The 19839-nt window shown below is 60.9% G+C and carries 19 protein-coding genes; 6 read left to right on the top strand and 13 right to left on the bottom strand.

What is annotated here, in order from left to right:
• Nucleotides 1-260 precede the first annotated feature (260 nt).
• The 9 genes from AC1DV9_RS15165 to apbC all read right to left on the bottom strand — a co-directional run bounded on the left by AC1DV9_RS15165 (nucleotide 261) and on the right by apbC (nucleotide 9056).
• Nucleotides 261-752 (bottom strand): F0F1 ATP synthase subunit B, encoded by a 492-nt coding sequence (locus tag AC1DV9_RS15165; RefSeq protein ID WP_477939321.1) that lies wholly within the window; start codon nucleotides 750-752, stop codon nucleotides 261-263.
• Nucleotides 753-755: 3 nt separating this feature from the next.
• Nucleotides 756-1397 (bottom strand): F0F1 ATP synthase subunit B, encoded by a 642-nt coding sequence (locus AC1DV9_RS15160; protein WP_112390546.1) that lies wholly within the window; start codon nucleotides 1395-1397, stop codon nucleotides 756-758.
• Between the two features lie 78 nt (nucleotides 1398-1475).
• Complete coding sequence (locus tag AC1DV9_RS15155; RefSeq protein ID WP_003588243.1) at nucleotides 1476-1703, bottom strand: F0F1 ATP synthase subunit C; 228 nt, start codon at nucleotides 1701-1703, stop codon at nucleotides 1476-1478.
• A gap of 66 nt (nucleotides 1704-1769) precedes the next feature.
• Nucleotides 1770-2522, bottom strand: coding sequence for a F0F1 ATP synthase subunit A (locus AC1DV9_RS15150; protein WP_112390547.1), 753 nt, complete (start codon nucleotides 2520-2522; stop codon nucleotides 1770-1772).
• Nucleotides 2523-2593: 71 nt separating this feature from the next.
• Entirely contained in the window at nucleotides 2594-2935 is a 342-nt protein-coding gene (locus AC1DV9_RS15145) for an AtpZ/AtpI family protein (RefSeq protein WP_112390548.1), read from the bottom strand.
• A 281-nt stretch (nucleotides 2936-3216) separates the two neighbouring features.
• Nucleotides 3217-4398, bottom strand: a complete 1182-nt coding sequence (locus AC1DV9_RS15140; protein ID WP_477948802.1) for a cell wall hydrolase — start codon at nucleotides 4396-4398, stop codon at nucleotides 3217-3219.
• Nucleotides 4399-4570: 172 nt separating this feature from the next.
• Complete coding sequence (locus AC1DV9_RS15135; protein ID WP_477948800.1) at nucleotides 4571-6469, bottom strand: potassium transporter Kup; 1899 nt, start codon at nucleotides 6467-6469, stop codon at nucleotides 4571-4573.
• 18 nt (nucleotides 6470-6487) lie between these two features.
• Complete coding sequence (locus AC1DV9_RS15130; RefSeq protein ID WP_477949072.1) at nucleotides 6488-7465, bottom strand: magnesium transporter CorA family protein; 978 nt, start codon at nucleotides 7463-7465, stop codon at nucleotides 6488-6490.
• Between the two features lie 424 nt (nucleotides 7466-7889).
• Nucleotides 7890-9056, bottom strand: coding sequence for an iron-sulfur cluster carrier protein ApbC (gene apbC / locus AC1DV9_RS15125; RefSeq protein ID WP_477948798.1), 1167 nt, complete (start codon nucleotides 9054-9056; stop codon nucleotides 7890-7892).
• Between the two features lie 475 nt (nucleotides 9057-9531).
• Here apbC and AC1DV9_RS15120 point away from each other — a divergent pair, with 475 nt between their 5' ends.
• A complete protein-coding gene (locus tag AC1DV9_RS15120; protein ID WP_477948796.1) occupies nucleotides 9532-10506 on the top strand; it encodes a small ribosomal subunit Rsm22 family protein in 975 nt (324 codons plus the stop codon).
• 45 nt (nucleotides 10507-10551) lie between these two features.
• Here AC1DV9_RS15120 and AC1DV9_RS15115 read toward each other — a convergent pair whose 3' ends face one another.
• Entirely contained in the window at nucleotides 10552-11280 is a 729-nt protein-coding gene (locus tag AC1DV9_RS15115; protein WP_112390554.1) for a helix-turn-helix transcriptional regulator, read from the bottom strand.
• Nucleotides 11281-11507: 227 nt separating this feature from the next.
• Nucleotides 11508-12302 (bottom strand): IclR family transcriptional regulator, encoded by a 795-nt coding sequence (locus tag AC1DV9_RS15110; RefSeq protein WP_477948795.1) that lies wholly within the window; start codon nucleotides 12300-12302, stop codon nucleotides 11508-11510.
• 111 nt (nucleotides 12303-12413) lie between these two features.
• Between AC1DV9_RS15110 and AC1DV9_RS15105 the strand changes: the two genes are divergently transcribed.
• The 5 genes from AC1DV9_RS15105 to AC1DV9_RS15085 all read left to right on the top strand — a co-directional run bounded on the left by AC1DV9_RS15105 (nucleotide 12414) and on the right by AC1DV9_RS15085 (nucleotide 16502).
• Nucleotides 12414-13184, top strand: a complete 771-nt coding sequence (locus AC1DV9_RS15105) for an SDR family NAD(P)-dependent oxidoreductase (protein ID WP_477948793.1) — start codon at nucleotides 12414-12416, stop codon at nucleotides 13182-13184.
• Entirely contained in the window at nucleotides 13184-14101 is a 918-nt protein-coding gene (locus AC1DV9_RS15100) for a 2-dehydro-3-deoxygalactonokinase (protein ID WP_477948791.1), read from the top strand. The genes AC1DV9_RS15105 and AC1DV9_RS15100 overlap by 1 nt, the downstream gene beginning before the upstream one ends.
• A 13-nt stretch (nucleotides 14102-14114) precedes the next feature.
• Complete coding sequence (locus AC1DV9_RS15095; protein ID WP_477948789.1) at nucleotides 14115-14747, top strand: 2-dehydro-3-deoxy-6-phosphogalactonate aldolase; 633 nt, start codon at nucleotides 14115-14117, stop codon at nucleotides 14745-14747.
• Between the two features lie 5 nt (nucleotides 14748-14752).
• A complete protein-coding gene (locus tag AC1DV9_RS15090; protein WP_112390559.1) occupies nucleotides 14753-15643 on the top strand; it encodes an SMP-30/gluconolactonase/LRE family protein in 891 nt (296 codons plus the stop codon).
• A gap of 244 nt (nucleotides 15644-15887) precedes the next feature.
• On the top strand, nucleotides 15888-16502 hold the full coding sequence (locus AC1DV9_RS15085; RefSeq protein ID WP_477948787.1) for a PRC-barrel domain-containing protein: 615 nt from the start codon (nucleotides 15888-15890) through the stop codon (nucleotides 16500-16502).
• Between the two features lie 63 nt (nucleotides 16503-16565).
• Here AC1DV9_RS15085 and AC1DV9_RS15080 read toward each other — a convergent pair whose 3' ends face one another.
• Both AC1DV9_RS15080 and AC1DV9_RS15075 read right to left on the bottom strand, forming a co-directional pair.
• On the bottom strand, nucleotides 16566-17927 hold the full coding sequence (locus AC1DV9_RS15080) for a putative bifunctional diguanylate cyclase/phosphodiesterase (protein WP_112390561.1): 1362 nt from the start codon (nucleotides 17925-17927) through the stop codon (nucleotides 16566-16568).
• A 124-nt stretch (nucleotides 17928-18051) separates the two neighbouring features.
• Nucleotides 18052-19773: a response regulator gene (locus AC1DV9_RS15075; protein ID WP_112390562.1), complete on the bottom strand. Its 1722-nt coding sequence runs from the start codon at nucleotides 19771-19773 to the stop codon at nucleotides 18052-18054.
• Nucleotides 19774-19839 lie beyond the last annotated feature (66 nt).

The raw sequence follows: 19839 nt of genomic DNA, 5'->3' as shown, positions 1-19839 counted from the left end.
GGCGTAGCTACCAAGGTTCGATTCCATCTGCGAACTGGCCCCCTCACCCTACCCTCTCCCCGAGGGGAGAGGGGAAGTTGGCGCTGCGGTTTCTGTCCCTTCTCCCCTCGGGGAGAAGGTGGCCCGAAGGGCCGGATGAGGGGGCTACGGGCGCAATCTCCCACCATTCAGCGACTATCCAAAGACGCTAGGCTATCTCAACGCCCCAAAACAAAAAGCCCCGCACGATGGCGGGGCTTTTCAATCCTATCGACCGAACCTTAGTTCAGGCGGGTCTTCACTTCGCCGACGGCGGTCTTGAAGAGATCGGCCTGGACCTTGCCTTCGGCCTTCTGGGCCAGCACGGTCTCGGCAGCGGAGATGGCGAGATCGACGGCGGCTGAACGGACAGCCTTCATCGCCTCGACTTCTGCCTGCTTGATCTTCTGCTCGGAAAGCGCGGTGCGGTTGGCAACGAACTCTTCGGTCTTCTTCTTGGCTTCAGCGGTCAGCATCTCTGCTTCGCGTTCGGCGGCAGCGACGATGTTCGCAGCTTCGGCTTCGGCTTCCTTGCGCTTGCGCTGGTATTCGGCCAGCAGGTGCTGGGCCTCTTCGCGCAGGCGCTTGGCTTCCGCCAGTTCGTTGCGGATCTGATCGGCGCGGTCGTCGAGCGACTTCGCCATCATCCCCGGAACCTTCAGGTAGACGACCAGCATGATGAAGAGAACGAGGCCGACAAAGGCGAAGAAAGTTGCATCAAGAGCAAATTCCATCGATCAACCCTCCTTCTTGGCGGCTGCGACAGCCGCTGCAACGTCAGCCTTGGCCGCGGTGCCACCGATCAGCTGCTGAACGACGGCGACAGCCGTTTCCTCAGCGATCGTGCCGACGTCTGCGAATGCCTTCGCCTTGATATCGGCAATGCGGCCTTCGGCAGCCTTCAACTTTTCGGCAAGGCTTGCTTCGACAGCGCGGCGGTCGGCTTCAGCCTTAAGCTTGGCGGCATCGCGAGCGGCGGTGCCGATCTGATTGGCCTTGGAGCGGGCTGCGGCGAGTTCGCCTTCATAGGTTGCGACCGCTGCGTCGGCTTCGGACTTGAGGCGTGCTGCCTCGTCCAGATCCTGCGCAAGCCGGTTATGGCGCTGCTCGAGGATGCCGCCGATGCGCGGTGCGATGACCTTTTGCATGAGCACGAAGAAAACAGCGAACGTAATCACCAGCCAAAGCAGCTGGGATGCGTAGGTCGACGTATCGAACGGCGGGAAAACGCCGCCATGATGCTCGCCACCGGCAACGCCGGTTTCGGTATGGACTTCGCCAGCAGCCGGAGCGGCATGCGGATCCGTACCGGTGGCTGCACCCGTTTCTGCCGTTCCCGCCGGAGCTTCTTCAGCATAGGCCGGGGTCACAAAAAACATGCTCACCTCCAGGTGTACTGCAAATGCAAAGGATCACGGCTTGCGGTCTGCAGGCCGTGATCCTTCAATCCACCGAAATTAAACGGCGAAGAGCAGGAGGAGAGCGACGAGCAGCGAGAAGATGCCCAGAGCTTCCGTAACGGCGAAGCCGAAAACCAGACGGCCGAACTGGCTGTCAGCGGCAGACGGGTTGCGCAGAGCGCCGGACAGGTAGCTGCCGAAGATGTTGCCGAGGCCGAGAGCCGTACCGGCCATACCAAAGCAAGCCAGGCCTGCACCGATGAACTTTGCTGCTTCCGCTTCCATGTTGAACTCCTTGAGATGGTTGTTGCGGCGAATGACTGACGCCCTTTGACGTCGATGTCGTTATCCTTAGTGCCCGCCGGGATGGATCGCGTCGTTGAGGTACATGCAAGTCAGTACCGCGAAGACGTAAGCCTGGAGGAAGGCGACGAGGAACTCGAGACCGGTCAGGGCGACGGTCATGATGAGAGGAAGAATGGCACCGCCGATACCGAGTGCACCAAGGGCTCCGAGCGAGGCGACGAAGCCTGCGAACACCTTGAGCGTGATATGACCAGCGAGCATGTTGGCGAAGAGACGAACCGAGAGCGAAATCGGACGCGACAGGAAGGAAATGATTTCGATCGTCACGACCAGCGGCAGAAGAATGCCGGGAACGCCTTGCGGCACGAAAACATTCAGGAAGCCAAAGCCATGCTTATAGAAGCCGTAAACCAGGACCGTGCCGATGACGAGAAGCGCCAGCGCGAAGGTGACGATGATCTGGCTGGTGATGGTGAAGAAGTAGGGGAACATGCCGAGCAGGTTTGCCGTCAGCACGAACATGAACAGCGAGAAGACCAGCGGGAAGAACTTCATCCCCTTGGTTCCGGCGCCTTCCTTCAGCATCGAAGCGATGAATTCGTAGGACATTTCCGCGACGGACTGCGAGCGGCCAGGAACGATGGCGCGGTTCGACGTCGAGAAATATAGGAAGCCCGCAGCAACAGCTGCCGAGGCCACCATAAAGAGCGAGGCATTGGTGAACGAGAAATCAATCCCGCCGACTTCGATCGGCACAATCTTCTGGATCAGGAACTGATGAGTCGGATCGTTAGACACCGCTTGTTCTCTCTTCTTTGGCCCGCGGGCGCGGGATCATCATAATGAGCGGAGCGCTGGCGCGCCCTGCCCTATTTGCTGCCGTTTCCGTTTCCGGGCTCGGGTTTTGCAACCTTGCCTGCGGCACGGAGAACATTCAAAACACCGGCACAAAATCCGAGAAGCAGAAGAATAATCAAACCCCAAGGCGCCGTGCCGACAAAACGGTCGAGGAGATAGCCAAGAAGAGCACCGACAATGATAGCGGAGATGAATTCGCTCGAAAGCTTCATCGCCTGGGCATAGCCTTTACGGCTTTCCTCGGCGCGGGCCTCGCTCGCCTGTTCCTCTCTCGCCTCTACACGCTTTGCCTTGAGCTCTGCTCCCAGCTGCGCGCGGCGCCTGTCCAGACTTTCTTCCCGGTCATCCGACATGGTTCCTCCTCCTATGCCTCTATCCCCAATCCCGCTACCCCGGTCCTGTGGACGTCAGAGACATGGAATATAGAACCTTTCGGCCCGTTCTGAAGTCGCGCGCAACATAGTTTTAGGGATTGGTATAGTCAAGGCATAGGGCGCCTGCGCTCAGACATAAAATAATCGAGCTAGATCAAATACTTGATCTCAATTTAGGCGGCCTGGCAAAATTCGAGCGGGAGAATCCGCTTTATAGGCGCTGCAAGCTGCAGAGAATCCACAGCTTAGGCGGCTTCCGGTCAGCTCCAGCCGCCGCCATAGGTGCGGTAGAAGACGTGCAGACCGATACGGCCGACCTTCTCCATGGTCTTTGCCCATTTCGGACGGACATAGACGGCGTGGTAGTGGGTGGCGGAGCCGACCTGCGGCAGCCAGATCTTGCCTGCTGTCACCGCCATCGCCACTTCACGAGCCATGCGCCAGTGATATTGCGAATTTACGCGGTCCTTGATGTTGTCGCAGGCAAAGGAGAACTGGCAGCGGTTTCGCCAGTCTTCGTTCTGATAGACGACGCCGCAAATGGTTTTCGGATAGGCCGGATTGCGGACGCGATTGAGGATGACCTGGGCGACGGCCGCCTGCCCCTTCACCGATTCGCCGCGCGCTTCGAAATAGATGCCTGAAGCCAGGCACTGCTGCTCGGCGGCCGAAAACACCGCCGGCGGAAGAATGCTGGCGGCCCAGGCATGATCCCTGGCGCCGATCTGCGGCACGAAGCGGCCGTCATTGGCGCTCTTGTCGGTGAGGATCGAATCGAAGGGCGACTGACGCGAATAGTCCGGGCCGGCCGGCGCATAGGCGGTTGCCAGCACATCCGGCTTGTTGTTGTTGACGAGGTCGGCCAGGAAGGTCGGCACCACGGTTTCCGGCTTGACCGGCTCCTTCTTATAGAAGGCCGTGGCGATCTCGATTTCCTTGCCCTTGATCTTCGGCTTCACGAAAGCCGACTTGTCCTTGAGATTGAAGCTGGGTTCGAACAGCAGCTTGGTGCGCTGGAGAATGGAGCCGGCGGTGAAATCCTTCGGTGGCTGCATCTTCTCGACGGCGACGACGCGGCCCTTCTTCAGGCTGCGATTGACGCGTTCTTCATCGGTGGTGTCCTCATGCCCCTTCCCTTCGGCGACGAAGGCGATCTTGCGGCCATCGGGCAGAACCATGCCGGCGCCGGCTGCGACCGTGCCGGTAACGATTGGATCGGCGAAGGTGAGTTCCGCCTGATGGATGGAGCCGGCCGGCGAATTGGTCATCACCATGCGCCAGTTTTCGCGGCTCTCATCAAGGCCGGCAAGCATGGCGGCAAGGTCCGCATGCGAAACGATGCTGGGGAACGCGAGCCACCCGCAGATACCGAAGATCGCGGGTGAGATCCAGTTTTTGGGCAGATAACGCAGCTTGCTGCTTAAAACGCTCTGTCGACGCAACGCCAGACTCCGGAACACGGGACGCATGAACACTGCATTGAAAATCTCTCATTAACCTTGATGCTTGGTTAATTCGCCGTCCCGGAATCTATCCGTGAGCATTTTTTCATATAGCGAAACGCAAGAACCCGGCGCGAAGGCCGGGTTCCCTGAATTGCGATCTGGCGCGAGGTCAGATGATGACGTGCGATCCGAGCTCGACCACGCGGTTGGCCGGCAGGCGGAAATAGTCGGATGGATTGGCGGCCGCATTGGCGAGCGCAATGTAGAGGCGGTCCTGCCAGTAAGGCATGCCCGACTTCGCATCCGGCACCAGCTTGCGGCGGCCGAGATAGAAGGACGTCGACATGATGTCGAACTTCAGCCCGGTCTTTCGCAGCGTCGCCAGCGCCTGCGAGACGTTCTGAGTTTCCATGAAGCCAAACTGGAGTTCGACGCGCGAGAAGCGCTCGGAAATCGGCTCGACCTTGTAGCGGTCGACGCTCGGAACGCGCGGCTTGTTGACGGTACGGATCGTCAGGATGACGTTCTTGTCGTGCAGAACGTGATTGTGCTTCAGATTGTGAAGCAATGCCGCGGGCGCCGATTCCGGATCGCTGGTCAGGAAGATCGCGGTGCCCGGAACATGGGCCGGCGAGTGATCGCTCTTGCGCTCGATCGAGCTGACGAAGGAGGCCAGCGGAATATCCGTGTGGCGGGTCTTTTCGGTGAGGATCGCGGTGCCACGGCGCCAGGTCCACATGATGACGATGAAAGCGGTGGCGATCAGGATCGGGATATAGCCGCCGTCGTGGATCTTCAGCAGGTTTGCGCCGAGGAAGATCAACTCGAGCGCAAGCAGCGGCAGCAGAACGATCGCAGCAACCGGGATCGACCAGTTCCAGCGGGTACGGACGAACTCGAAAGCCATGATCGAGGTCACGACCATCGCGCCGGTGACCGAGATACCATAGGCCGTTGCCAGCGCATCCGAGGTCTTGAAGGTGATGACCAGGAACATGACGCCGAGGAAGAGGACGGCGTTGACCGACGGCAGGAAGATCTGTCCGGTATTGGTTTCCGAGGTGAAGAGGATTTCCATTCGCGGCAGGAAGCCGAGGTTGATCGCCTGACGGACCAGCGAAAAGGCACCGGTGATGACGGCCTGGCTGGCGATGATGGTGGCGCAGGTGGCGAGAACGACGCCGAACGGCAGCGCCCACTTCGGAAACATCAGGTAGAAGGGATCCGACATCGCCAGCGGATTGCCGAGAACGAGAGCGCCCTGCCCGAGATAGTTCAGCGTCAGCGAGGGGAAGACCAGTGCGAACCAAGCCCACTGGATCGGACGGCGCCCGAAATGGCCTAGGTCGGCGTAAAGCGCTTCCGCACCGGTGATCGTCAGGAAGACGGCGCCCAGCACGACGATGCCGTAGAAGCCTTCATTCAGCAGGAAACTGACGGCATAGTATGGGTTGAAGGCGGCGAGGATGCCGTAATCATCCGAGATGTGCGAGATGCCGACCAGCGCCATGACGATGAACCAGATCGCGGTGATCGGCCCGAAGAAGCGGGCCATCGTGCCGGTGCCGCGCGATTGAAAGGCGAACAGCCCGACAAGGATCGCCACCGAGATCGGTACGATATAGGGCGAGGCATTCGGCGCCACGAGCTTGATACCTTCGACCGCCGACAGAACCGACAGTGCCGGGGTGATCATCGCGTCGCCGAGAAAGAGCGCGGCGCCAGTGAGTCCGAGCGCGACGAGGATCGCCGTATGGCCATTCGCCGTTTTCATCAGCAAGGCGAGCAGCGACAGCGTGCCGCCTTCGCCTTCGTTGTCGGCGCGCAGCAAAAGCAGCACGTATTTGAGGGTGACGATAATGGTCAGCGCCCAGATCATCAGCGAGATCAGGCTGATGACTTCGAAACGGGTGAGACCGTCCTGGGCAACCGGCTTCAGCGCTTCGCGGAATGCGTAAAGCGGGCTGGTACCGATGTCTCCATAGACGACGCCAACGGAGCCGAGCGCAAGATAAAAGAGTTTGCGCGGCGTCATGTGGCGATCGTGCGAATGGCTTTCGTCGGACATGAAGTTACAACAGGCTCCTCAGAGCCAGCCTTTCCATCGGAAAAAGAAAAACGGAATGATGGCGGATACGACCATCAGGCCCAGCGAATAGGGATAACCCGCGGCCAAGTGCAGTTCCGGCATGAATTCGAAGTTCATACCATAAATGGATGCGACGAGGGTCGGCGGCAAGAAGACCACGGATGCGATCGAGAAGATCTTGATGATCGAGTTCTGTTCGATGTTGATCAGGCCGAGCGAAGCGTCCAGCAGGAAGGTGATGTTGCCGGCGATGAACGATGCATGTTCGTTGAGCGACTGGATATCACGTGACACCGTGCGGCAGAGTTCCTTGGTGTTCTGATCGTGCTGGACGGCAGGCACGGTATAAAAGAAGCTTGAAAGCCGGGAGAGCGATGCCAGGCTATCGCGCACCTTAGAGACCAGCCGGTGGTGGGCAGCGATATCGCGCAGCTTTTCTTCCAGATAGTTCGACGGCTTGCGCACCTTCTTGGCGCGTTCGCCGAAGACATGGGTCGAGAGAATGTCGATGCGGGCAACGGACAGTTCGAGGATCTCGGCGGTGCGGTCAACGATCGTTTCGAGCAGCTTGGCGAGCAGGGCTGCGCCATTGCGCCACTGTTCCGGCACGCGATGGAGCGCTGCGATGAACAGCTTGAAGGATTTCGGATGGGCGTAGCGGATGGTGATCAGCCGGTTGCCCGACAGAATGAAGGCAACATCCGTCAGCGTCGGAGATGCGGTTTCGGCCTGCCAGACCAGCGAAGCGGTCATGAACACGTCGTCGCCTTCGGTGTAGAGGCGTGCCGAGGGTTCGATGTCCTTGAGGTCGTCGCGGGTTGGCACTTCGATGCCGATCACTTTTTCGACATAGAGCTCTTCCTCGCGCGTCGGCTCGACCAGATCGATCCACACGACGTCATCCGGAAATTCGTCCATCTTCGACAGATCACGAATCTCGACGGACTTGCAGTTGGAGCAATAGGCGGTGATCAACGGGCCTGTCTCCAGCCGCGCTCGCGCCATGCCATCATCGCCATCATCGAACGCCCTTCCATCACGCGGCTGCCAAGAAGGCAGCGCTGAGGCTGCAAGCCTTGGAGACTAACGGAAACGGATAAAAAAAGTTCATACAACTCCGGCTGCGTCCGGCCGTTTGCCGGGTGCGCATTGTGCTCAACCGCATCGCAGTCACCAATCCTTCAACCGACAAGTCAACTCCGAACATGCAGGCTGGCCGGGAACCCTGGGGCAAAGGCGGCCGTCATCGAGCATCTGCAGAAACCGCCCTCATGGCGACGGCGGGGCATATGACGGAAAGCGGCGAAATAATCAAGACGTGTTACGTGAACTGCGCGTTTTCACCACATTTCCCCCGCAATTTGGGGTATGCGGCGCCCGCCCGAATCCGGCGTCTGTGCTATTCGAAGACAATTGCAGGCGCCGGACGCTGCGGCTGTCCGCCGACCTCTGCCCAGACCTTGGCAGCGATGTCCTTATAGATCCCGGCGACGATGCCGTTCGGCTCGGAAGCTACCAGCGGCGTCCCGGCGTCCGACGTTTCGCGGATGTTGATCGTCAGCGGCACTTCGCCGAGGAACGGCACGCCGATGCGCTCGGCTTCCTTGCGGGCGCCGCCATGGCCGAAGATGTCGTAGCGGGTGCCCGTATCGGGAGCGATGAAATAGCTCATGTTCTCGACGATGCCGAGAACCGGAACTTCCACCTTCTTGAACATGTTGAGGCCCTTGCGGGCATCGATCAGTGCCAGATCCTGCGGCGTCGAGACGATGACGGCGCCAGCGAGCGGCACCTGCTGGGCCATGGTCAACTGCGCGTCGCCGGTGCCGGGCGGCATATCGACGATGAGAACGTCGAGTTCGCCCCATGCGACTTCACGCAGCATCTGCATCAGTGCCGACTGAACCATCGGGCCGCGCCAGATCATCGCGGTCTCTTCATCGACGAGGAAGCCCATCGACATGACCTTGAGGCCGTAATTTTCCATCGGGTTGATGATGCGGCCGTCGATCTGCGTCGGGCGGCCGGAAATCTTCAACAGGCGCGGCATCGACGGGCCGTAGATATCGGCATCGAGGATGCCGACCTTGAGGCCGTTGGCCAGAAGACCGAGCGCCAGATTGACTGCGGTGGTCGACTTGCCGACGCCGCCCTTGCCGGAGGCGACAGCGATGATCGCGCCAATGCCGGGCACGCCGATCTTGCCGCTGCGCTGCTGCTGGGGCTGCGGGGCGTGAGAATGGGAATGGCCGTGGTGATCGTGGCCGGAATGGGATGCGGCCGGACGGGCGGCGGGAGCGGTTTGCGAGGCGGCCTTCTTGTCGGCGGTCAGCGTGACCAGCGCGCCCTTGACGCCCGGCATTTCCTTGATGACGCGCTCGGCGGCCTGGCGCAGCGGCTCGAGTTCCCTTGCCCGTTCGGCAGGCACGGTGATGGAAAAATAGACCTTGGCATCGGAAATGAAGACGTCGGACACCATGCCGAGCTCGACAATATTGTGTTCGAGATCGGGACCGCGCACGGTCTTCAGCGTTTCAAGAACCTGTTCCTTGGTGACCTCAGTCATGCATTCCTCACGCGTATCTTTGCAGACACGTAGATAGTGGAGGGCTGCGCCTTCGCCAAACGAAATCGGCAATGAGGAACGGAAAACGCGCGATCGAATTCCGTTGCGGCCATCTGGTCCGCCAGGCTTTCGCCTCGATGGCCGCAACGGTCTCCCCGAGAACCGGCGCGATCAGACCGACCTAGCGCAATGGCCAAAAATGACCAGAGACAAAATCACACTAATAATTGGGGGGTGGGCACGATGGCGAAGGCGCCGTCACATAAAAGCAACAACCGCCGCCAGCGACCGGATGCAAGAGAAACGCATCTACAATCGTGGGCGGCGGCTGGCCGAAACGGCGCCATTCTTGGCGCTCTTTTCAAAGTCCCCTCTGGACCTCTGCCAAATAAGAAGCAAGGTGCATGCCAAGTGCTGCGCTTGGCATTGCGCGAGCCCGGCTGTATGGCGTGGGTGACCAGAATGGGCGACGACGATGGAACTGCCGAAGATCTTGCGTGAACGGGTGGAAGCGATGCTGGACGGTCAGCCGCTGGATGCGCTGAAGCGTGCCTCGGCGCGCCTTTCCAGCCGCTATCGGCAGGAGCTGCGTGATGGCAGCTTTCATATCGGCGACCAGCTGGCGGCCCATGCCTACCTCGCGGCACGGCTGCCCGCCACCTACGCGGCGATACGCGCTGCCTTCGAGATGATCGCCGGGGTGCGGCCTGATTTCGAGCCGCAGCGATTTATCGATGTCGGCGCCGGTCCGGGCTCGGCGCTCTGGGCCGCGGCCGATTGCTGGACTGGGATCGGCGAGGCGACGATGGTGGAAGCCAGCGCCGCGATCCGGCAGACGGGACAGAGCCTTTCGGAGGGGCTCGATTTCCCGGCAAACTGGGTGGATGGCAATCTTCTCAAGGAGTTGCCCTCACTGCCGCCTGCCGATCTCGTCACGCTTGCCTATGTTCTCGACGAGATCGAGCCGCACCAGATCGCTCCATCGATCGGCAAGCTCTGGGCGTTGACCGGCGACACACTGGTTATCATCGAGCCCGGCACGCCGGCTGGTTGGGACAGGATCCTGGCGGCTCGCGACGTTCTGCTTTCGAAGGGCGCCCATATCGTTGCGCCCTGCACCCACGCCCTCGACTGTCCGATCGCAGCACCGGACTGGTGCCACTTCTCCCGGCGCGTTTCGCGCTCGAAGATCCATCGGCTGGTGAAGGATGCGGAGGTGCCGTGGGAGGATGAAAAATACATCTTCATCGCCGCCAGCCGCTTCCCCGCAGCGCTGCCCGACGCGCGGGTGATAGCTCCGCCGCAGGGCTCCGGCAGCGTCATCAGACTGAAACTCTGTCAGGACGACGGACGTGCAGCGGAACAGACATTATCGAAAAGAGATGGGGCCGCTTTCAAATGGGCGCGGCGGGCCGATTGGGGCGATGCCCGTCAAAAGGACAGCGGCTGATCGCGCTGCCCATCTTTGAAGCTCGGTGATGATTTTTTCGGCAGGCTATTTGATCAGCCCGATGCGCAGCGCTTTGGCGACCGCCTGCGTGCGGTTGACAGTATCGAGCTTCTTCGTCGCGCGGTTCAGATAGTGGTTCACCGTATGCTCGGAGAGACCCAGGATATCGGCGATCTCGGCGCTGGTCTTGCCGGCAGCGGTCCAATTGAGGCAGTCGACCTCGCGGTCCGTCAGGGTATCGGTCAGGCGGTTGTCGAGATTGCGGATCTCGGCCAGCCGGTCGAAGACATGGATGGCGATATAGGAGAGATTGCGCATCTCCTCCGGCGTATAGGGCTCGCGATCGCCGGCGAAGGAAACCGCGCCGCGCAGACCCGAAGGCTCATGCGTCGGGAAATAGGCGCAACGCACCATCCGGAAGCGCTCGAACAGCCCGGCGACCATCGCCGACTTGCCGTCGTCGCGCACCCAGCCTTTTGACGTGTCGTGGAAGAACGGTATGGACGAGGTGCGCAACCGGCGCAGCACAGGGCTGTTCATCATCAGCCCTTCCTGATCGTAGAGCGACAGGAGTTCTGCCGGCCAGCTGGTGATGACGGTGGTACTCTGCAGTTCGAAAGACGTGATCGGCGGCAGGTTGAGAACCATGAAGGCACGGCTGCCGAAGGCGTCCGTTACCCGCTTCATGAAGCGGAAGATATCGAACTGGGTCTTCAGACCCGCTATCTCCTGGACATACCCGTCCGTCTGATCGGACGCTTGTGACAAAGCCATCTATTCTTCATCTTCCCGAGCTTGCGGTTCAGATCAACTGCGCTGCTAAATTGCTAAACCTAAAAAGAAAAATATGGTTCCCGGCCTTAAAATGCGCGACCGGTCGAAACTTGTAACTATTTGACGAACTATCGCAGTTGGTGTGATTCGCCGGCAAATCTCAATATGGTCCTCATCATAAGCATGCTCTTCTTTTGCGTCCACCCGATGAAACCATCACGCCCGCGTTACCGGCGCGGACCGAGCCTGATGCGCATGCCTTCCATGATGCTGCCGGCGGCCTCGCGGACCGGGCCTGCCCATTCGGCAAGTCGCTCCAACGTCAGCCGGTAGGCCGGGCCAGTGATCGAGACGCCGCCGACCAGGCTGCGATCGGGCGTCCAGATCGGCGCGGCGACGCAGCGGATGCCCTGCTCGTGTTCTTCCCGGTCGAAAGCACAGCCCTCCTTGCGGATGCCGGCGAGTTCGGCAAGCAGGCTTTCTGCTGAAGCCAGGGTGTTTTCGGTGAAGCGCTGAAACGGGATGGCGGCCGCAAGCGCGGCGACTGATGCTTCCGGCAGGACGGACAGCGCCGCCTTGCCGACGCCTGTGCAATAGACCGGCGAGGCATTGCCGATCTGCGAATACATGCGGACGGATTGCTGGCCTTCGACTTTGTCGAGATAGATGATCGAGGTGCCGCGGAGAACGCCGAGATGGACGGTCTCGCCGCTCATTGCCTGCAAGGCGCGCAGATGCGGCTCGGCGATCAGGCGGAATTCGTTCTTCGCCCAGCTGCGGGCGGCAAGATCGAGCAGGCGCAGTCCGGGCGAGTAGCGGCCGTCGGCGTCGAGCTCCAGCAGCCCCTCCTCCACCAGATGCCCGAGCTGGCGATGCAGCGTGCCGCGCGGCTGGCCGGCCTGCGCCAATATGTCCGTGAAGCGCAGCGGCCTTTCGGCATGGGTCACCAGATCGAGCAGAACCATGAGTTTGCCGAGCGTTCCGGTGTCGTTTTCGCCTTCTATGCCTTTTCGCGGAACCATCGATCGCCTACCGTTGTGACCGCCTGCGGTCTTGACAGAGAGGCCAACGTAAATCGATAATTCCACATAGTCAAATTAAGTTCCAAATAATGGAACTACGGGAGGAATGCGGTGACGGGTGTATCGGCACGGTTTCCGGAATTCAGGGATCGGACGGTTCTGGTGACCGGCGGCGGATCGGGCATCGGCGCGGCCATCGTCGAGGGTTTCGCGCGTCAGGGCGCCAAAGTCTCCTTCATCGACATCGCCGAGGACGAGAGCCGCGCGCTTTCGATGCGGCTGTCACGGGACAGCGAGCACCCGGTTCATTTCTTCAAGGCGGATCTGCGCGATATCGAGGCTGTCAGGCAGACAGTCGATGCGGTTGTCGCTCAGTCCGGCCCGATCACTGTTCTCGTCAACAATGCGGCCCGCGACGACCGGCATGATTTCGATGCGGTGACGCCGGAATACTGGGACAACAACCAGGCGACCAACCTGCGCCATGTGTTCTTCACGGCGCAGGCCGTGGCGCCGTCGATGCGGGAAGCCGGCGGCGGGGCGATCATCAACATGTCGTCGATCGCCTTCCTTTTGAACATGCCGGACTTTCCGGCCTATTCCACGGCCAAGGCCGCCGTCATCGGGTTGACCAAGAGCCTGGCGGGCAAGCTTGGGCCTGACAATATCCGCGTCAACTGCATCCTGCCCGGCATGATCGTCACCGAGCGGCAGATGAAGCTCTGGCTCACCGAAGACGGGATCGCCAAGACCGTCGAGCGGCAGTGCCTGAAAAGGGTGCTGAACGCCGATGCGATCGTCGGTCCCACATTATTTCTAGCATCCGATTGCGCGGCCGCAGTGACGGCGCAGTCCATGATTGTCGATGGAGGCATTTTCTGATGGCAAATCCCGCTTACGTCGCGGTTGACTGGGGTACGAGCAGTTTCCGGCTCTGGCTGATCGCCGACGATGGCAGCGTGCTCGGCGAAAGCCGAGGCAGCGAGGGCATGACGATGGCGGCGAAAACCGGCTTTGCCAAAGTGCTGGCCGCGCATCTCGACAAGGTCTCGGCACCGGCCGATCTCCCTGTCATCGCCTGCGGCATGGTCGGGGCCAAGCAGGGCTGGGTCGAGGCCGGTTATACCGACGTTCCGGCGACGCTCTCCGCGATCCTGACGGGCGCGGTCTCCGTTCCCGGCCAGAGCCGCGATATCCGCATCCTTCCGGGCCTCGCCCAGCGCGACAAGGCATCGCCCGATGTCATCCGCGGCGAGGAAACCCAGTTGCTGGGCGCGCTCGGCGCCGAGAGCACCGGCGCGCAGGCGGTCTGCATGCCCGGCACGCATTCCAAATGGGTGCATGTTCAGGATGGCGAGGTCATCGGCTTTTCGACCTTCATGACCGGCGAGCTTTTCGACGCAATCACCAAGCACACGATCCTCTCGCATGCCGTTGCCGGCGCCGACCAGTCTCCAGCCGACAACTCGGCCTTCAAGGCATCGGTGACGGCTGCGTTCCACCAGCCGGCGATGGCGACCAACCTCCTGTTCACCGCCCGCTCCGGCCAGCTGCTGCATGGGCTGACGGCCGGCGGCGCGCAGGCGAAGATCTCAGGCACGCTGATCGGTCTCGAGATTGCCGGAGCGCTGTCGGATGCCGCCAACGATACGCCGATCGCGCTCGTCGCTTCAGGCCGCCTGCAGACGCTTTACGAAACCGCCTTCAAATCCCTGTCTCTTAAATTCACGACGATAGATGCCGATACGGCAGTGCTTCGCGGCCTCTCCGCAGCTGCTGCCGCCATCTGGTCAAAATAAGAAAGCTAAAGCCATGAACCGTGTTCCTTTCCCCTCCATGAAGCGCCCACTGATCGCCATCCTGCGCGGCATCAAGCCCGAGGAGACGGCAGACGTCGTCGGCGCGCTGATCGAAAACGGCCTGACGGCCATCGAGATCCCGCTGAACTCGCCGGAACCCTTCAAGTCGATCGAGATCGCCGCCAAGATGGCACCATCGGAGGTGCTGATCGGCGCCGGCACTGTGCTGACGACCGAGGCCGTCGATAGCCTGCACAATGCCGGCGGGAAGCTGCTGGTGACGCCGAATGTCGAGCCTGACGTGATCATCCGCGCGCACGGCTACGGCATGGTTTCCATGCCCGGCGTCTTCACGCCGACGGAAGCGCTTTCGGCAGCGCGCGCCGGCGCCACCGGTCTCAAGTTCTTCCCGGCAAGCGTGCTCGGGCCGTCCGGCATCACGGCGATCCGCGCCATCCTGCCGCCGGAACTCGTCATTGCGGCTGTCGGCGGCGTCTCAGACAAGAATTTTGCCGAATACACCAATGCCGGGATCAAGGCCTTCGGTCTCGGCACCAGCATCTACAAGCCGGGAATGACCGTTGCAGAGGTTGCCGAGCGCGCCAAGGCGACCATTTTAGCCTATGACGCAGCCGTAGGAGCATAGGCATTATGACCGCTATTCATGAATTTGAAGGCAAAACACTTTGCGACACCAATTCCGTACTCGGTGAAGGCCCGACCTATGATCCGTCCACCGATACCGTGTGGTGGTTCAACATTCTCGGCAAGGAACTGCATGAGCTGACGCTTTCAAGCGGCAAGAAAAAGGTTCACGAGCTGCCGTTCATGGCAAGCGTGCTTGCCCGTATCGACGACAAGCGGCAGCTGCTAGCGACCGAAGAGGGCCTGTTCGTCCGCGATGTCGCCGATGGCAAGCTGACCTTCTACGCAGCGCTCGAAAACGACCAGCCGGAAAACCGCTCCAACGACGGCCGCACGCATCAGTCCGGCGCATTGTGGATCGGCACGATGAGCAAGCGGGCGGAAAATCAGGCAGGCTCGATCTATCACGTCGCCAAGGGCGGCGTCGTCACCAAGATCTTCAGCGGCATCAGCATTCCGAACTCCATCTGCTTCTCGCCCGATGGCACGATCGGCTATTACACCGACACGCGGATCAGCCGCTTGATGCGGGTGATGGTCGATCCGCAGACCGGCCTGCCCGCCGGCGAGCCGATCGTCATGGTCGACAGCATGGAGGATCCGGGCGGTATCGACGGCTCGGTCTGCGATGCCGACGGCTATATCTGGAATGCGCGCTGGGGTGCCGGCGTCGTTGACCGCTACAGCCCTGATGGTCTTCGCATCGCCCGCTATAAGGTACCCGCCGCACAGCCCTCCTGCCCGGCCTTCATCGGCAAGGATGCCGACCGCCTGGCGGTGACGACGGCCTGGGAAGGTCTCGACGAGACGGCGCGCTCCTCGCAGCCGCAGGCCGGTGCGCTTCTCGAACTCGGCGTCACCGTCAGGGGCGTCTTCGACCCGGCCTTCGTGGTCTGAAACGGGTCAGAATTGATGAGAGGGGCGTTCTTTGCGGAGTGCCCCTTTTCTCGTTCCGCGACAGGAAATCTGCAGCCTTTGCGATAAAAGTTCCCTAAAAATCGCGAGTATTTCCAAGTTTTTCAGCGGAACCAATAACCTACCCACCCATTTTCCCCTTCGAACCGGCACGGCATGGACGCCAGAAAACGAGGTGTCCGCCGCGCTAGAGATCACACTAGGGAATAAAAAAGGTAGGTACGAAATGACACGCAAACTCCTGACGACCGTTGCCGCTGGCGCCCTGTTTGCCACGGCTTTCGCACCGGTAGCTTTCTCGCAGACGGCTCCGCAGCCTGCGGCCCCCGATGCGACCCAGTCCGCCCCGGCGGATGCCACCGCACCGAAGATGCCCGAAGTGACGGCACCGGCTGGTGATGCCGCACAGGCGCCGGCTCCGGCTGCATCGACTGACACGGCACAGGCCGCTGGCGGCACCTATCTGACCGAACAGGGTGCAGACCAGATCAGCGCCAACACCTATATCGGCCAGTCGGTCTATACCGGTCAGAACGAAAGCATCGGTAACGTCACCGACCTGATCATGAAGAAGGATGGCGGCCTCGTTGCTGCTGTGGTCGGGGTCGGCGGCTTCCTTGGCATCGGCCAGAAGAACGTCGCCGTGCCGATGGACAAGATCACCGTTGCCCATAACACCCAGGACGGCAGCGTCAAGCTGACGACCACGGAAACGGCCGATAGCCTGAAGGCTGCGCCGGAGTTCAAGACGCTGCAGATGCAGGCAGCCGAGAAGACCCCGGCCGCAACGGGTACAATGCCGACGGATAGCACGGCAACCGGCTCGACCACGGCAAAGTAACACCGCGCGGTGAGTATAGCGTAGATGGCGGCGTCCTCAGGGGCGCCGCTATTTTTATGGGAATCAGGCGGAAACGCGTTCGGCGCCGGCGGAGTCGTAGTTTTCGTGCAGGTAGCGCAGCGTCGCGATGCTGTCGGCCGGTTTGCCGAAATGATAGCCCTGCCCCATCCCGCAGCCGAGGGCACGGAGCTTGACGGCTTCCGAATAGTCTTCGATGCCTTCGGCGACGACCTCGAGGTCCAGGCCTTCGCACATGGTCAGGATCGCCTTGATGATATGCTCAGAGGCGCGGTCGTTGTTGATGCGCGAGACGAATGCGCGGTCGATCTTGACCTTGTCGAAGATGAAGTCGCGCAGGCGCCCGAGGCTGGACTGGCCGGTGCCGAAATCGTCGAGCGAGACGCGAACGCCTGCCTGACGCAGATCGGAGATGATGCGGTGGGCAGTATCGGCCGAGCTCATGACCGCCGTTTCGGTGATCTCGAGCTCCAGGCGATGCGGATCGAAACCGACGCGGCCAAGGATCGACAGCACATTGGCGCTGGTGCCGGGGTCCATTAGCTGCGCCGACGAAAGATTGAACGACAGGAAAAGCTCACGCGGCCAGGAGAGCGCTGCCTCTGCAGCCTTGCGCAGCAACGTTTCAGAGAGCGCATCGATAAAGCCGCGCTCTTCGGCGAGCGGCACGAAGACACCCGGCGAGACGAAACCGAGATCCGGATCGTTCCAGCGGGCCAGCGCTTCAAAGCCGACGACCTGATTGTTGGCAAGCGATACGATCGGCTGGAAATGCACATCGATCGCATCCGAGATGATGGCGTTTCGAAGCGCCTGTTCCAGCTGCGTTGCGCGCTTCATCTCCTGCGCGATCTCGCGCGAATAGACGGTGATCTGGCTACGGCCGCGGCGCTTCGAGCGGTAAAGCGCGGTTTCGGCGCTCTTCAGCAGCTCGTCGAATTCCTCGCCGGCAAACGGATAGATGGCAAAGCCGAAGGAGGCGGAGAGACGGACGTTGCGGTCGCCGAGATCATAGGGCGCCGACAGCACTTCGCGGATCATCTGGCCGAACTTTTCGGCGCTGGCCCGTTCGAAGATCAGCGGCAGGACGAAGGCGAATTCGTCGCCATCATGACGGGTGACGAGCGCGCCGTCGGGAATGCAGGCCTTGAGGCGGTGAGCCACTTGGCACAGAATTTCGTCGCCCGCGGCCGAACCGAACAGATCGTTGATCGGCTTGAAGGAATCGAGATTGGCGATGCCGATGGTAAAGGGCGCCGGATCGCTGGCGCGCTCGGCGGAAATCTGGGTGACCCGGTCACGCATGCGGTGGCGATTACCAAGTCCGGTCAACGGATCGGTGTAAGCCATGGCCTGGAGCTCGTTCTGGCTCACGGGCAAAAAGGGTAAGTCCGCCGGCTTCATCATTTGACCTGAGAAATTCACTCCCTCCGGGGAGAATGGCGGCCAAGTCTTAATAAACCGATAGTGGAAAGGCGATGTTTCGGGTTGCAGACGCCCCAAAATCTAGGGAGTTGACCAAGCTTTTCGTTCAGCCGAGAGCCCGTACCTGCTCGGGCTGCAAGTGTTTCTGGAAGATCGTCTCCAGTATATCCGGGCTGACCGGCTTCATGATGACATCGTCCATGCCGGCCTTGGCGCATTCGGCGCGGTCGCGCTCGAATGCCTGGGTCAGGACGCCGATGATCGGGGTCTTGTCCATGCCGCCCTCTTCGATGCCGCGGATCATGCGCGCCGCCTCAAAACCGTTGAGGCCCGGCAGCGAAATGTCCATCAGCACGATCTGCGGCTTATGCTCTGTCCAGAGCCTGACAGCCTCGTCGCCGCTGGAGGCGATCATGTAGCGGTAGCCAAGGCCTTCGAGGATTTGCGAGAAGACGATCTGGTTGATGTCGTTGTCTTCCGCGACCAGAACCTGCAGGCCGTCGCCATCTGCGGAAGTGGAGATTTCCCAGTCGGCTTCGGGCTCGCTGACCGCGCGATTGTTGCGGTTGAAATGACGGGCAACCTGGAAGGTAAGCTCGTTGGCAAGCTGGAAGCCGTCCATGATCAGCGCCGGAATGCCATGCTGGTTTGCGAGCTCCAGGCAGCGCATGCCCATTTGGTTGTCGATGATGATGAGATCGAGATCGATTCCGGCAGACGCAGCGATCTCCAGGAAATGCTCCTCCTCATCCTCGCCGCGGATGGCGCAGGCTTCGAAGCCGTATTTGGCAAGAGTGCGCAGTGCTGCGGTCTCGGCGGCGAGATCGCCGGTGACGACGAGGATCTTGCGGCCGGAAAAATTCTCCGGGACGATCGCTTCCATGGCCGCCGGCTCGCGCCGTGTCGCCTCGCCGTTCAACGGCACATAGGCCCGGCGGTAGGACTGGTGGCTGGAGGTGGTGACCGAAGTGGCGCGGTCGAACTCGTCAAGATCGGCGCCATCGCGCGGCAGATCCTGCATGGTCGAAACCAGGAAGTAACGGCCGGGCTTGCCGATGCGGTGCTTGCGGCTGACGATATCGCGTTCCGAACCGTCGCGCGAAACCTGGCGCTGGCGGGAGATCGACATCTCGCCGGTCTCCAGCACATGGCGATCGCTCTCCTCGAAGCGGCTGGCGATCTCGGCGGAGAACAGGTCGCCGCTCTTGCGCCCCAACACCTCGTCGGGTGTCGTCTGGAATTTCTCGCAGAAGGCGACGTTGACGGCGACGTAATTGAGATTGCGGTCCTTGACGAACAGCGGGAACGGCAGATTGTCGAGGATATCCTCGGTCAGCTGCACGCGCTCCAGATCGGCACGCCACTGTTCCTCGCGCTTCCGCTCCTCAGAAATGTTGGAGATCATCGAGACGCAGTAGCCGCTCGGCAGGCGGCGCTTGATCAGCCGGATCCAGCGATCGGGACCATGACGCTCGATGATTTCGAAACGTTCGCGCCAATGCGAGGCGATCTTCTGCGACAGCCAGTCCTCGCGCCCGAGCACACCGCCCGGTTGTTTGGCGGAATATTGCTGGCGCACGCCTGTGTCGAAGACCGCGCCGAGAAAATCGCGCAGCCGGGTACCGGCTTTCAGCATCGAAGGCGCGATCGGAAAGAAGTCGAGAACCTGGCGGCTCGCGAAAATCATCTGATCGTTCTTGTCATAGACGATGAGTGCGGCAGAGAGGCCATCGGAGACGGCATCGAAAAGTGATGCCTGGAGATCGGGTTCGACCGGCAATTCGTCGCTCACGGATGATGCGTCCGTCTTTTCGAAGCCGGCACTCATGCCCTAAAATCCCACATCTATCCGATTTAATAGCGCTATTTGGTGGTATGCGATTAAAATGCCAGC

Source organism: Rhizobium sp. 01L410 (assembly GCF_056400165.1).
The sequence above is the reverse complement of the archived record's forward strand: the minus strand, read 5'-3'. Positions and strand labels throughout refer to the sequence as shown.

Bases quoted from the DNA above. Each gene is read 5' to 3' on its own strand.
- AC1DV9_RS15165 (WP_477939321.1), bottom strand. From the start codon at position 752: ATGGAATTTGCTCTTGATGCAACTTTCTTCGCCTTTGTCGGCCTCGTT.
- AC1DV9_RS15160 (WP_112390546.1), bottom strand. From the start codon at position 1,397: ATGTTTTTTGTGACCCCGGCCTATGCTGAAGAAGCTCCGGCGGGAACG.
- AC1DV9_RS15155 (WP_003588243.1), bottom strand. From the start codon at position 1,703: ATGGAAGCGGAAGCAGCAAAGTTCATCGGTGCAGGCCTGGCTTGCTTT.
- AC1DV9_RS15145 (WP_112390548.1), bottom strand. From the start codon at position 2,935: ATGTCGGATGACCGGGAAGAAAGTCTGGACAGGCGCCGCGCGCAGCTG.
- AC1DV9_RS15135 (WP_477948800.1), bottom strand. From the start codon at position 6,469: ATGTCCGACGAAAGCCATTCGCACGATCGCCACATGACGCCGCGCAAA.
- apbC (WP_477948798.1), bottom strand. From the start codon at position 9,056: ATGACTGAGGTCACCAAGGAACAGGTTCTTGAAACGCTGAAGACCGTG.
- AC1DV9_RS15120 (WP_477948796.1), top strand. From the start codon at position 9,532: ATGGAACTGCCGAAGATCTTGCGTGAACGGGTGGAAGCGATGCTGGAC.
- AC1DV9_RS15115 (WP_112390554.1), bottom strand. From the start codon at position 11,280: ATGGCTTTGTCACAAGCGTCCGATCAGACGGACGGGTATGTCCAGGAG.
- AC1DV9_RS15110 (WP_477948795.1), bottom strand. From the start codon at position 12,302: ATGGTTCCGCGAAAAGGCATAGAAGGCGAAAACGACACCGGAACGCTC.
- AC1DV9_RS15100 (WP_477948791.1), top strand. From the start codon at position 13,184: ATGGCAAATCCCGCTTACGTCGCGGTTGACTGGGGTACGAGCAGTTTC.
- AC1DV9_RS15095 (WP_477948789.1), top strand. From the start codon at position 14,115: ATGAACCGTGTTCCTTTCCCCTCCATGAAGCGCCCACTGATCGCCATC.
- AC1DV9_RS15090 (WP_112390559.1), top strand. From the start codon at position 14,753: ATGACCGCTATTCATGAATTTGAAGGCAAAACACTTTGCGACACCAAT.
- AC1DV9_RS15085 (WP_477948787.1), top strand. From the start codon at position 15,888: ATGACACGCAAACTCCTGACGACCGTTGCCGCTGGCGCCCTGTTTGCC.
- AC1DV9_RS15080 (WP_112390561.1), bottom strand. From the start codon at position 17,927: ATGATGAAGCCGGCGGACTTACCCTTTTTGCCCGTGAGCCAGAACGAG.
- AC1DV9_RS15075 (WP_112390562.1), bottom strand. From the start codon at position 19,773: ATGAGTGCCGGCTTCGAAAAGACGGACGCATCATCCGTGAGCGACGAA.